The organism is Geodermatophilus sp. SYSU D00691 (assembly GCF_054050275.1).
Genome location: NZ_JBJGYZ010000041.1, coordinates 1 through 11,913 on the forward strand (window position 1 = coordinate 1; position 11,913 = coordinate 11,913).

Genomic DNA, 11,913 nt, shown 5'->3' on the forward strand with positions numbered 1-11,913 from the left:
GCTAGCACTCTTGATGTCAATCAACCAAAGGAATCCCCACCCCAACCCGAAACGAGCCGGGGCATCGGGGGTTGTTACTTGGCACTGACTTTCGGCACGCTGTTGAGTTCTCAAGGAGCGGACGCGCGCGATCTCCAGCCGTTTTGCGGCCTTTGTTCGCGGCGGTGTCCCCACTGTACACCGGGCTCCGCAGCAGTCGAACCTCAGGGGCTCGGCCGGCGGTTTCCCAGGCCTTGCGGCCCGGTCCGTTCTCGCTCGGTGCAGGAAGAACCATACACGTCCCCGGAGGGGCGTGCACGGGGGGTCCCGAAGGCCCCCCGGCGACGCGGCGCCGTCCCGTTCTCAGGCCACCCCGGCGGGGCGGAACTGCACGCTGACCCGCGGTCCGACGGGCTTCGCCGTCTTGGGGATGCAGTGCTCCCACGTGCGCTGGCAGGAGCCGCCCATGACGACGAGGTCCCCGTGCCCCAGGGGGAAACGGACGCTCTCCCCGCCGCCCACGGGTCGCAGCATCAGCGGCCGCGGCGAGCCGAACGACACGATCGCGACCATCGTGTCCTGGGTCCGGCCGCGGCCGATCCGGTCGCCGTGCCAGGCGACGCTGTCGCGCCCGTCCCGGTACAGGCACATCCCCGCGGACACGAACGGCTCGCCGAGCTCTGGTGCGTAGTACCGGTTCAGCGCCTCCCGCGCCTCGGTGAGCAGCGGGTGCGGCAGCTCCTCGTGCCCGCCGTACCAGCGCAGCAGGCGGGGCACGGCGACCTCGCGCTCGTACATCTGCCGGCGGTCGGCCCGCCAGCCGATGTCGCCGAGCAGCACCTCGAGCACGGCGTCGGAGCCGGTGACCCAGCCCGGCAGGTGGTCGACCCACGCGCCGCTGCTCAGCGTGTGCCGCACCACCGAGCCGGCCAGCGGGGTGAGGGCGGCCTCCTCGGCCAGGTCCCACATCGAGGGCTGGTGCGCCAGCGTCATGGCTGCACGCTAGCGCAGGTTTCGCACATGTGTGCGAAAAGCTGTGGATTCAGGCGGTGAGCGCGAGGACGAACGGCAGGACCCCCGCAGCTCCGGCCCGCCGCAGCGCACGGCCGGCCACCGTCACCGTCCACCGCGAGTCGGCGAGGTCGTCGACGAGCAGCACCGGGGCGTCCCCGATCGACCGCAGCGCCTCGGCGAGCTCCGGCCCGACGACGATGCGCTCCCACACCCCGGCCAGGCGGAAGGCGCTGTTCCCGCCGGGTTGGCCGGTCGGCCCGCCGTGCGCCAGCGAGAGCGCACCGAGGTAGGGCAACCGGCCCATCCGCCCCAACCCCTCGGCCACGCCGGTGATCAGCTGCGGCCGGCGGCGTGACGGCATGGCGACCACGGCCCCGGGGCGCTCGGCCCAGTCCCAGGCCTTGAGGACTCTCGCGCACGCGGTCATGAGCTCCTCGTCCGGAGCACGGTCGGTCACGGCCCGGCGGACGGGCACGTCGAAGGCCGCGTCCGGGTCCTCCTCGATCCCCGGCGCCTCCAGGTCGACCACCCCGCCGACGCCGTCGTCACCGAGCAGCGTGCGCAGCCGCTGGCCCCAGCCGAGGTCGGTGAGCCGGGCGATCGCCCGGCCGGGCTGGACCTGCTCGTCGGCGGCGATCTTCCCCTTCACGCCCACGCCGAGCCGGTCGGCGCCGGTGGGCCACTGGGCCCGCGGCGCGAGCTCGACGCCGGGCCGGTCGAGCACCGCGGCGGCGGCCTCGGCCGCGCCCGCCGGGACGTCGACCGGGTACCAGGGGCCGGCGCAGACGTCGCAGCGGCCGCACGGCGCGGCGGTGGGGTCGTCGAGCGCCTCCTGGAGGAAGGCCATGCGGCACTGCGCCTCGTCGACCGGGCGGGCGTAGGCGATCATGGCCCGCTGCTCCGCCTCCCGGGTCCGGTGCACCCGGGCGTAGCGGTCGGCGTCGTAGACCCACGGCTGCCCGGTCGAGCGCCAGCCGCCCTGGACCCGCTCGACGGCGCCGTCGACCGCGAGCACCTTGAGCAGCAGCTCCAGCCGCGAGCGGCGGACGTCGGCGACCGTCTCCAGCCGCGCCACCGACCACGCCCCGCCGTCGGCCAGCGCCGTGAGCACCGCCGCCGCGTGGTCCTCCCGCGGCATGGACGAGGTGGCGAACCACTGCCAGATCGCCAGGTCCTCCGGGCCGGGCAGCAGGAGGACGTCGGCCTTGTCGACCGCGCGGCCGGCGCGGCCGACCTGCTGGTAGTAGCTGACCGGGGACGACGGCGCCCCGAGGTGGACGACGAAGCCGAGGTCGGGCTTGTCGAAGCCCATGCCCAGCGCCGAGGTGGCGACCAGCGCCTTCACCGTGTTGGAGCGCAGCGCCTCCTCGGCCTCCCGCCGGTCGGCGTCGTCGAGGCGGCCGGTGTAGGCGCGCACGTCGTACCCCGCGTCCCGCAGCAACGAGGCGGTCTCCTCCGCCGCCGCGACGGTGAGCGTGTAGACGATGCCGCTGCCCGGCAGGTCGCCCAGGTGGGCCGCCAGCCAGGCCAGCCGGGCCCGGTCGGTGGGCAGCCGCAGCACGCCGAGGCGCAGGGAGTCGCGGGCCAGCGGGCCGCGCACCGTCGTCACCTCGACGCCGCCGGCGCCGAGCTGCTCGGCCACGTCGGCCACGACGCGCTCGTTGGCGGTGGCGGTGGTGGCCAGCACGGGGGTGCCCGCGGGCAGCGAACCGAGCAGGTCGCGGATGCGCCGGTAGTCCGGCCGGAAGTCGTGCCCCCAGTCGGAGACGCAGTGCGCCTCGTCGACGACCAGCAGGCCGCAGCGGCGGACGAGGTCGGGCAGCTGCTCCTCGCGGAACCTCGGGTTGGTGAGCCGCTCCGGGGAGACGAGCAGCACGTCGACCTCGTCGGCGGCCAGCCGCGCGGCGACGTCGTCCCACTCGGTGGCGTTGGCGCTGGAGATCTCGACGGCCCGGATGCCGGCCCGCGACGCGGCCGCCACCTGGTCGCGCATGAGCGCCAGCAGCGGGGAGACCAGCAGCGTCGGGCCGGTGCCCCGGCGGCGCAGCAGGGCGGTGGAGACGAAGTAGACCGCGGACTTCCCCCAGCCGGTGCGCTGCACGACCAGCGCCCGCTGGCCGTGCTCGACCAGCGCGGCGACGGCGACATCCTGCCCCTCGCGGAAGACGGCGTCGGGACGGCCGGTCAGCTCGCGCAGGACGGCGAGGGCCTCCTCCCCGACGGAGGTGGACAGCCCGGACGGCGCGACAGCGGTGCTCACGGGGTCCGACAGTAGGCACGGCCACCGACCGGAGCGGGGTCGCGGCACCACGAGCTGGGGACGGGGAGCAGAATCGACGGTGATGCGACCGCCGGACAACCACGTGCACACCGAGTGGTCGTGGGACACCGCCGACTCGGCCTCGATGATCAGCGCCTGCACGCGGGCGGTCGCCGAGGGGTTGCCGGCGATCGCCTTCACCGAGCACCTCGACTTCACCGTCTGGCACGACGAGGACCTCGCCACGACGTCCGGGCTGCTCGGCCGGCACCCCGGCCAGCAGCTGCCCATCGACGTGGAGGGCTACTTCGCCGACATCGCGGAGTGCCGCGAGCGCTTCCCCGAGCTGCGGATCTGGTCGGGCATCGAGGCCGGCGAGCCGCACCTGTTCGCCGCCAGCATCGGCCGGCACCTGGAGCTGTCGCCGGTCGACCGCGTCCTCGGCTCGCTGCACTCCCTCGAGCTCGACGGTCACCTGGTCGGCGTCACCCGGCTGCTGTGGTCCGACCCCGTCGGGACGATGCGCCGCTACCTGGCCGAGGTGGTGGACATGGTCGAGTCCAGCGACGTCTTCCAGGTGCTCGCGCACGTCGACTTCCCGCGCCGGTACTGGCCGGGCGGGACGCACCGGTTCGTCGAGAAGGACTTCGAGGAGGAGTACCGGGCGGCGTTCCGCGCGCTCGCCGGCACCGGCCGGGCACTGGAGGTCAACACGAGCAGCCCGCTGGCCTCGGCCGACCTCGTGCGCTGGTTCCGCGAGGAGGGCGGGGAGGCGGTCAGCTTCGGCAGCGACGCACACCAGCCGCGGTCGGTCGGGCAGCGGTTCGACCTCGCCGTCGACGTCGTCGAGTCCGCCGGCTTCCGGCCCGGCCGCGACCGGTTCGACTTCTGGCGGCGCTGACCGGTCAGGCCGGCCGGCGGGTCACCGCGACCAGGTAGCGGCAGCTCGCCGGGCCCGGGTTGAGGTAGGCGCACGGCTGCGGCTCGCCGAGCTCCAGGCAGTCCCCGGCGGCCAGCTCGTGCACGACCTCCCCCTCCCGGAACGCGAGCCGGCCCTCGAGCACCCAGATCTGGTGGTGCGTGAAGGCGTAGGAGTCGGCCGGGTAGGCGACCTCGGCCCCGGCCGGGAGGGTGACCTCGACCAGCTCGAGCGGCCCGCCCGTCGACGGCGAGACCGCGCGGCGCAGGGAGCCGGTGGCGGGGTCGGTCCAGGTCGGCTGCTCTGCCCGCCGCGCCAGCCGGCGGGGAGCGCCGCCCTCCGCCCGGGCCACGAGCTCGGACAGGGTCATGCCCAGCGCCCCCGACAGCCTCCCGAGGAGCGCCGCGGTCGGCTGCGCCTCGCCGCGCTCCACCTTGCCGATCATCGCCCGCGAGACGCCCGACCGCTCGGCCAGGACGGCGGCCGACCAGCCCCGTGCGCGCCGGGCGGAGCGCAGCGTCCCGGCCAGCGACGCGGTCAGTGGATCGGTCACGGTGCTCACCATAGGAGCGGGAGCGGCTACTTTCGTAATCCGTGAGCGCCTTCGCGATCCGGGACGCCTCGCCGGACGACGGCGCCGCCTGCGCCGCCGTCTACGCGCCGTACGTCGCCGACACCGTCATCACCTTCGAGTACGAGCCGCCGACGGCGACCGAGATGAGCGCCCGGATCGCCCGCGCCCGGCAGGCCCACGCCTGGCTCGTCCTCGAGGACGGCGGCCGGGTCGCCGGGTTCGCCTACGGCGTCCCGTGGAACGAGCGCGCGGCCTACCGGTGGGCCTGCGCGGTGAGCGTCTACCTCGAGCCGGGACGGCGGCGCACCGGGGCGGGCCGGGCGCTCTACGAGGCGCTGTTCGACCGGCTGGTGGCCCGCGGCTACCGCACCGCCGTCGCGGGCGTCACGCTGCCCAACCCCGCCAGCGAGGGGCTGCACCGGGCGCTGGGCTTCGAGCCGGTCGGCACCTACCGCGCCATCGGCTGGAAGCTGAGCGGCTGGCACGACGTGACGTGGCTGCAGAAGAGCCTGACCGACGGCGAGGACCCGCCCGCCGAGCCCCGCTGACGCGCCGGCTCAGCCGGCCTCGGGCAGCGCGTCCTCGGCCGGCAGCGGACCGGGGCGGCCCCACAGCCAGCCCTGACCGAGCTGGATCCCGCGGGCGGCGAGCAGGTCACGCTCGGCGGGGACCTCGACGCCCTCCGCCACCACCGACGCGCCGATGCCCTCGGCGAAGCCGACCATCGCCGTCACCAGCGCCTGCCGGGCCGGGTCGGCGTGCACCCCGCTGACGATACCGGCGTCGAGCTTGATGGTGTCGGGCTCCAGCCGCAGGACGTGCCGCAGCGAGGCGTAGCCGGCGCCGGCGTCGTCCACGCTGACCGGCAGGCCCGCCCGCCGCAGCCGCTCGCGCACCCGCAGGACGGCGGTGTAGTCGCGGATCGGGCGGTGCTCGGTGATCTCCACGCCGACGACCTGCGGGCGGTCGGTGAGCAGGAGGTCGAGGACGTCGGCGTCGACCAGCGCGTCGGGCGAGAGGTTCACCGAGACCGGGACGTCGAGCGGCCGCGCGTCCAGGACGTCGAGCACCGCGGCCAGCGCGACGCGCTCGATGATGGTGCCCCGCCCGCTGAGCGCGGCCTGCGCGAAGACCGTCGCCGTGTCGGCGCCGTCGAACCGGGTCAGCGCCTCGTAGGCGACGGTCCGGCCGCTGCCGATCTCCACGATCGGCTGGAAGACCGTGCGCATGCCCCGGCCCGGCAGCTCCTCGACGAACCGGTCGCGGGCCCGCTCCTCGTCGTCCAGCACGCCGATGCGCTGGCTGACCAGTTCGGCGAGGAACTCGACGAAGCGGGCGGAGTCGGCGTCGAGCTGCGCGCGCTCGCTCTGGCTGAGGCAGCAGAGCATGCCCACCGCCCGGCCGTCGGCGGCCCGGATCGGGGCACCCACGTAGGCGCCGATGCCGACCGGCTCGGCCAGGTCGCGGGTGCGGCTGTCGCGGCCGGCCGCGTTCACGACCGGCGGGACCAGCCCGGAGAGGACGCGCACGCAGAACGTGCCCTCGATCGGGGCCGAGAGCCCCGCCGCGATGTCGACGGTGTCGAGGTGGCCGGCCACCAGCCGGACGCGCTGCTCCCGGTCGGTGAAGTCGGCCAGGTAGGCGACGTCGGTGCCGACCCGCTCGCGCGCGGTGTCCAGCAGCCAGGTCACCCAGGGGTCCCCGACGATGCGGTCCAGGACGCTCCCTGCTGGGGCAGACACAGGTCCGCTCCGCCTCCCTACCGGCTCGCCGCTGCTGGGCCGAGCCGTCCCGACAGCGAGACGTGGGGAGCCGGCTCTGCCCGGGAGTCTGTACCGAACGGCGGCCGATCGCCACCACCTTGCGGCCCCGTGCGGTCTCGGACGAAGTACTTCACCGCTAAGAAACTTGCGGCTAGGGTCTCTCCCGTGTCCGCGCGCGTCGTCATCGCCCTCGGCGGCAATGCGATGACCGGCCCCGACGGGTCGGCCACCCCGCTTGCCCAGCGGGACGCCATCGCCGCGGCCTCCGACCACGTCGCCGAGGTGGTCGCCGCCGGCGTCGAGGTGGTGCTGACCCACGGCAACGGCCCGCAGGTGGGCAACCTGCTGGTCAAGAACGAGCTCGCCGCGCACGAGGTCCCGCCGGTGCCGCTGGACTGGAACGTCGCGCAGACCCAGGCCACGATCGGCTTCACCCTGTGCGACGAGCTCGACGCGGCGCTGGCCGCCCGCGGGCTGGACCGGCGCACCGCCGCCCTGGTCACCCGCACCCTCGTCGACCCCGACGACCCCGGGTTCGCCGACCCGTCCAAGCCGGTCGGCCGCTTCCTGCCGCGCGAGCACGCGGAGCGGTTCATCGCGCTGGGCCAGACCTGGGAGGACCGCGGCGAGCGCGGCTGGCGCCGCGTCGTCGCCTCCCCCGAGCCGCGGTCGGTCGTCGACTACCCGGCCATCCACGCGCTCGCCCAGGCCGGTTTCGTCGTCGTGTGCGCCGGCGGGGGCGGGGTCCCGGTCGTGGGCGACGGAGCGGGGGCGACCGCCCTGCGCGGCGTCGAGGCCGTCATCGACAAGGACCTGACCGCGGCGATCCTGGCGCACCAGCTGGGCGCGGACACGCTGGTCATCGCCACCGACGTCCCCCACGTGATGATCGACTACGGCACGCCGGCCCAGCGGCCGCTCGGCCGGGTCACCGCGGCCGAGCTGCGGGAGCACGCCGCCGCCGGCCAGTTCGCCCGCGGCAGCATGGGCCCCAAGGTCGAGGCCGCCCTGCGGTTCGTGGAGCGGGGCGGGTCCCGTTCCGTCATCACGTCCCTCGAGCACATCGCCGACGCCGTCACCGGTGACGACGTCGGAACAGTTCTGTCCGTCTAGGAAGAGGAAACCGATGCCCGCACCGATCGAGGTCCGCAAGGTCCCGCTGCACAACGTCAGCGACGCCTCCGAGCTCGCCAAGCTCATCGACGACGGCGTCATGGAGGCCGACCGGGTCATCGCCGTGATCGGCAAGACCGAGGGCAACGGCGGCGTCAACGACTACACGCGGATCATCGCCGACCGGGCCTTCCGCGAGGTGCTGCTGGAGAAGGGCACCCGCAGCAAGGAGGACGTCGCGCAGATCCCGATCGTCTGGTCGGGCGGCACCGACGGCGTCATCAGCCCGCACGCCACGATCTTCGCCACGCTGCCCGAGGACGCCGTCGAGAAGACCGACGAGCCGCGGCTGACCGTCGGGTACGCGATGAGCGACGTCCTCCTGCCCGAGGACATCGGCCGGATCTCCATGGTCGAGAAGGTGGCCGAGGGCGTGCGCCGGGCGATGGCCGAGGCCGGCATCACCGACCCCGCCGACGTCCACTACGTGCAGACGAAGACGCCGCTGCTGACCATCGAGACGATCCGCGACGCGAAGAACCGCGGCAAGGACACCTACTACGACGAGCCGCACGGCTCGATGGACCTGTCCAACGGCACCACGGCGCTCGGCATCGCCGTCGCCCTCGGCGAGATCGAGATGCCGAAGCAGGAGCAGGTCATGCGCGACCTGTCGCTCTACAGCGCGGTCGCCTCCTGCTCCTCGGGCGTCGAGCTGGACCGGGCGCAGATCGTCGTCGTCGGCAACGCCCGCGGCCACGGGGGCAACTACCGGATCGGCCACTCGGTGATGAAGGACGCCCTGGACCAGGACGGCATCTGGGACGCCATCCGCCAGGCCGGTCTCGACCTGCCCGAGCGCCCGCACGTCAGCGACCTGGGCGACCGGCTGGTCAACGTCTTCCTCAAGTGCGAGGCCGACCCCACCGGCTACGTCCGCGGCCGGCGCAACGCGATGCTCGACGACTCCGACGTCTTCTGGCACCGGCAGATCAAGGCCACCGTCGGCGGTGTCGCCGCCTCGGTGACCGGCGACCCGGCGGTGTTCGTCTCGGTCGCGGCGGTGCACCAGGGCCCGTCCGGCGGCGGCCCGGTCGCCGCGATCGTCAAGGCCTGAATTCCCTGACGACGGCCTGTCCCGCTCTCGGCGCCGAGAGCGGGACAGGCCGTCGTCGTCTCAGGGCTTGACGAGGATGCGGATGGGGTTGCCGTCGCGCTCGTGCAGGCGGCGGATCCCCTCCCCGAGGTCCTCCAGCCCGACGACGGCGCTGATCGACCGCGAGAGGTCCAGCCGGCCGGCGGCGACGAGGGCGGCGAGCGTGCCGATGTCCTCGTTCTTGTAGCCGAGGTGGCCCAGCACCTGCTTGCGCAGCAGGTTGAACACCATCGTCGGGCCGAGCGAGACGTCCTGGCCGCTCATGCCCACGCCCACCAGCCGGCCGCCGGGGCGGATCAGCTGCAGCGCCTGCTCGAACGTGACCTTGAGCCCGACGGCGTCGAAGGCGACGTCGAGCAGCCGGCCCCCCGTCACCGCGGCGACCTGCGCCTGCAGATCGGGGTCGCGGGAGTCGAAGGCGTGGTCGGCGCCCACCTCCAGCGCCCGCGCCCGGACCTCCTCGCCGAGGTCGAACGCGACGATCGGGTGGGCGCCGACGAGGCGGGCCAGCTGGACGACGTGCGTGCCGACGCCGCCGATCCCCCACACGCCGACCGCCTCGCCGATGCGGACCTGCCCGGTGTGCACGACCGCGCCGAACGGCGTCGAGACGGCGTCGGCGAGGATCGCGGCCTGGTCCATGGGGACGCCGTCGGGCACCCGGGTGAGGCCGAACGCCTGCGCCACCGTGTACTCCGCCCAGGCGCCGTCGTAGGCGAACGCCATCAGGCGCAGGTTCGAGCACTCGCCGAACCGCCCGTGCAGGCAGAACTCGCAGACGCCGCAGGGCCGGCCCGCGGCCGGGACCACGCGGTCGCCCACGGCCCAGCCGACGACGCCGGGGCCGAGCTCGGCGATCGTCCCGGAGGCCTCGTGCCCCTGGGTGATCACGTCGGGGACGCCGGGCCCGCCGAAGACGCCGTCGATCAGGCTGAGGTCGGAGTGGCAGATGCCGCAGTACTCCACCTGGACCAGCACCTCGCCGGGGCCGGGCTCGGGGACGGGCACGTCCTCGACCGCCCACTCGCGGGTCGCCTTGTAGAAGCGCTGGGCACGCATCGTCGCCGCCATGCCCGCCACTGTGTCAGCCGCGGCGAGGCGGCCGGTCAGCGGCGGGTCAGCTGCGGTCGGGGGTGAGGACGACGGCGCCGGCCAGCTGGCGGAAGCCGCGGTCGGCCAGCTCCAGGAGCTGCTCCGGCGGCTGGTCCGGCGACCACGCGGTGAAGGCCGCGCCGACCACCGCGCCCGACGAGTAGGCGACCAGCGCGGCCAGGTAGGCGTCGCCGGGCAGCTGCCGGTGCATCCAGCCGGCGATCGACGCCTCGACGTGGCGGTAGGCGGTGCGCTGGTAGGCCGACAGCTCCGGGTCGTCCACCAGGCGGCGGCGGACGGCGAGCAGGTGGCGGTGGCCGGTGAGGTAGGACAGCCACACCCCGCCCAGCGCGGCCCACACGTCGGCGGCGCCGTCCGCCTCGTCGAGCAGCCGCTCGAGCCGCTCGGCGTCCTCGGGATCGGGGTCGAACAGGGCGGCGGCCTTGGTGGCGAAGTGGTTGAAGAAGGTCCGGCGGGAGACCCCGGCCGCCGCCGCGATGTCGTCGACGGTGACGGCGGTGAAGCCCCGGCGGCCGACCAGCTCGACGGCGGCCGCCTGCAGCGACCGCCAGCTCTCGCGCCGCCTCGCCTCGCGGACCGGCAGCGCTGGCACGCCGGTCACGGTAGCCGCTTCCCCTGGCCAGGACCGGCGCGGCGCGGGGGCAGGGGCGCCCGCACGCCGTCCGGCGCGCCGCGGAGGGGGCCGACGTCATCGCCCTCGACACCTGCCGGGACGCCGAGACGACGTCCTACCCCCGCCCGACCGTCGAGGACCTCGAGGAGACCGCCCGCCTGGTCGAGGAGCAGGCCGCCGCTTCATCACCCGCCCGGCCGACATCCGCGACTTCGGGGGGCTGTCCGCGGTCGTGGAGGAGGGGGTCGCCGAGCTCGGCCGGATCGACGTCGTCGTGGCCGACGCGGGCATCTGCTCGGCCGCGATGTCGTGGGAGATCCCCGTGGAGAAGTGGCGGGAGACGATCGCCACCAACCTCACCGGCGCGTTCCTCACGGTCACGGCCACGGTGCCGACGCTGATCGAGCAGGGCACCGGCGGCTCGATCATCATCACCAGCTCGGTCGCGGGGCTGCGCGGGCTGCCGTTCCTCGCCGACTACGCCGCCAGCAAGCACGGCGTGGCCACGGGCATGCAGCCCAGAGAGATGTTCGAGCTGACCCAGAAGTACGCGGCGACGCTCGGCCCGGTCTCCATGGGGTCGCTGCCCGACCCGATCTCCACGCCGGAGGACATGGCCCACGCCGTGGCGTTCCTGGCCTCCGAGGAGTCGCGGCACGTCACCGGCATCCAGCTGCCGGTCGACCTCGGCACGCTGGCCCGCTGACCCGGCGCGGCCGGCGGACGCCTGGTGCGGGGAGGCACCCCCGGGACCCCTGGGACCCCGCCACCGCCTGCCTGCCGCGCGCGGCCCGGAGCAGTTCGTAACTTCCGCGGCCATGTCGCTCTTCTCGCGCCGTGGCCAGGCCGCCGGCGAGGCCCCGGTGCTGCCCTACGACCCCCGGTCCCCCGAGGGGCTGGCCGCCCGCTGGGTGCAGTGGGTCGCCGCGGGCGGCATCGACGACCCGATCCAGGACAAGACCGGCGAGTTCGGCGCCGCGAACCAGCCCGACGACGTCTGGTTCCTGGCCGGCTCCTACGGCAAGCGCGTCGAGCGGGCCTGCGTCGTCCCCGAGGGCCGCGACCTGTTCATCCCGCTGCTCAACTTCTGGGCCCGGGCCGAGGACGGCGAGCTCCGCGCGGAGGGCGGCACCGGCTCCCTCGCGGTGGACGGCGTCGCGTACGAGCCGCAGGAGATCTACACGCCGGCGCCGTTCCCCGTCGCGGGCAAGGCGCTCAACGCGATCACGTCGCGCACCAAGCCGGTGGAGATGCGCGTCTGGGGGCTGTGGGGGCTGGTCCCCGGCCTGCCGCTGGGCGAGCACGTGCTGCGCGCGGTCGGCGGGTTCGGCGAGGAGTTCGCCCTCGACGTCGTCTACCGGCTCACCGTCGCCCCGGCGAACGTGCCGGTGACCTACGACCTCTGGTAG

At 74.6% G+C, this 11,913-nt stretch carries 12 protein-coding genes; 6 read left to right on the plus strand and 6 right to left on the minus strand.

Translation table 11 applies throughout. The features are described from left to right. Nucleotides 1-342: 342 nt before the first annotated feature. Together ACI797_RS23650 and ACI797_RS23655 are read right to left on the minus strand one after the other, a co-directional pair. Nucleotides 343-972 carry an alpha-ketoglutarate-dependent dioxygenase AlkB gene (locus tag ACI797_RS23650; protein ID WP_456862022.1) on the minus strand — a complete coding sequence of 210 codons (630 nt, stop codon included), beginning with the start codon at nt 970-972 and terminating at the stop codon, nt 343-345. A 49-nt stretch (nt 973-1,021) separates the two neighbouring features. After that, complete coding sequence (locus tag ACI797_RS23655) at nt 1,022-3,253, minus strand: DEAD/DEAH box helicase (RefSeq protein ID WP_456862024.1); 2,232 nt, start codon at nt 3,251-3,253, stop codon at nt 1,022-1,024. A gap of 82 nt (nt 3,254-3,335) precedes the next feature. Between ACI797_RS23655 and ACI797_RS23660 the strand changes: the two genes are divergently transcribed. Further along, nucleotides 3,336-4,154, plus strand: coding sequence for a PHP domain-containing protein (locus tag ACI797_RS23660; protein WP_456862026.1), 819 nt, complete (start codon nt 3,336-3,338; stop codon nt 4,152-4,154). 4 nt (nt 4,155-4,158) lie between these two features. Here the strand turns inward: ACI797_RS23660 and ACI797_RS23665 are convergent, their stop codons facing one another. Next, on the minus strand, nt 4,159-4,725 hold the full coding sequence (locus ACI797_RS23665) for a helix-turn-helix domain-containing protein (RefSeq protein WP_456862028.1): 567 nt from the start codon (nt 4,723-4,725) through the stop codon (nt 4,159-4,161). A 41-nt stretch (nt 4,726-4,766) separates the two neighbouring features. On the opposite strand from ACI797_RS23665, the gene ACI797_RS23670 reads away from it, so the two are divergent. Continuing rightward, a complete protein-coding gene (locus ACI797_RS23670) occupies nt 4,767-5,294 on the plus strand; it encodes an N-acetyltransferase family protein (protein ID WP_456862030.1) in 528 nt (175 codons plus the stop codon). Nucleotides 5,295-5,303: 9 nt separating this feature from the next. Here the strand turns inward: ACI797_RS23670 and ACI797_RS23675 are convergent, their stop codons facing one another. Continuing rightward, nucleotides 5,304-6,437: a sensor domain-containing phosphodiesterase gene (locus ACI797_RS23675; protein WP_456862032.1), complete on the minus strand. Its 1,134-nt coding sequence runs from the start codon at nt 6,435-6,437 to the stop codon at nt 5,304-5,306. A gap of 237 nt (nt 6,438-6,674) precedes the next feature. On the opposite strand from ACI797_RS23675, the gene ACI797_RS23680 reads away from it, so the two are divergent. Further along, on the plus strand, nt 6,675-7,622 hold the full coding sequence (locus ACI797_RS23680; RefSeq protein WP_456862034.1) for a carbamate kinase: 948 nt from the start codon (nt 6,675-6,677) through the stop codon (nt 7,620-7,622). 13 nt (nt 7,623-7,635) lie between these two features. After that, a complete protein-coding gene (bar, locus tag ACI797_RS23685) occupies nt 7,636-8,739 on the plus strand; it encodes a barbiturase (protein ID WP_456541768.1) in 1,104 nt (367 codons plus the stop codon). 60 nt (nt 8,740-8,799) lie between these two features. Here bar and ACI797_RS23690 read toward each other — a convergent pair whose 3' ends face one another. After that, nucleotides 8,800-9,849, minus strand: coding sequence for a zinc-binding dehydrogenase (locus ACI797_RS23690; protein WP_456862039.1), 1,050 nt, complete (start codon nt 9,847-9,849; stop codon nt 8,800-8,802). 46 nt (nt 9,850-9,895) lie between these two features. Further along, entirely contained in the window at nt 9,896-10,483 is a 588-nt protein-coding gene (locus ACI797_RS23695) for a TetR family transcriptional regulator (RefSeq protein WP_456862041.1), read from the minus strand. On the opposite strand from ACI797_RS23695, the gene ACI797_RS23700 reads away from it, so the two are divergent. Together ACI797_RS23700 and ACI797_RS23705 are read left to right on the plus strand one after the other, a co-directional pair. After that, a complete protein-coding gene (locus ACI797_RS23700; protein WP_456862043.1) occupies nt 10,368-11,210 on the plus strand; it encodes an SDR family NAD(P)-dependent oxidoreductase in 843 nt (280 codons plus the stop codon). The two genes, ACI797_RS23695 and ACI797_RS23700, sit on opposite strands and share 116 nt — an antisense overlap. Nucleotides 11,211-11,322: 112 nt before the next feature. Further along, complete coding sequence (locus ACI797_RS23705; protein ID WP_456862045.1) at nt 11,323-11,913, plus strand: hypothetical protein; 591 nt, start codon at nt 11,323-11,325, stop codon at nt 11,911-11,913.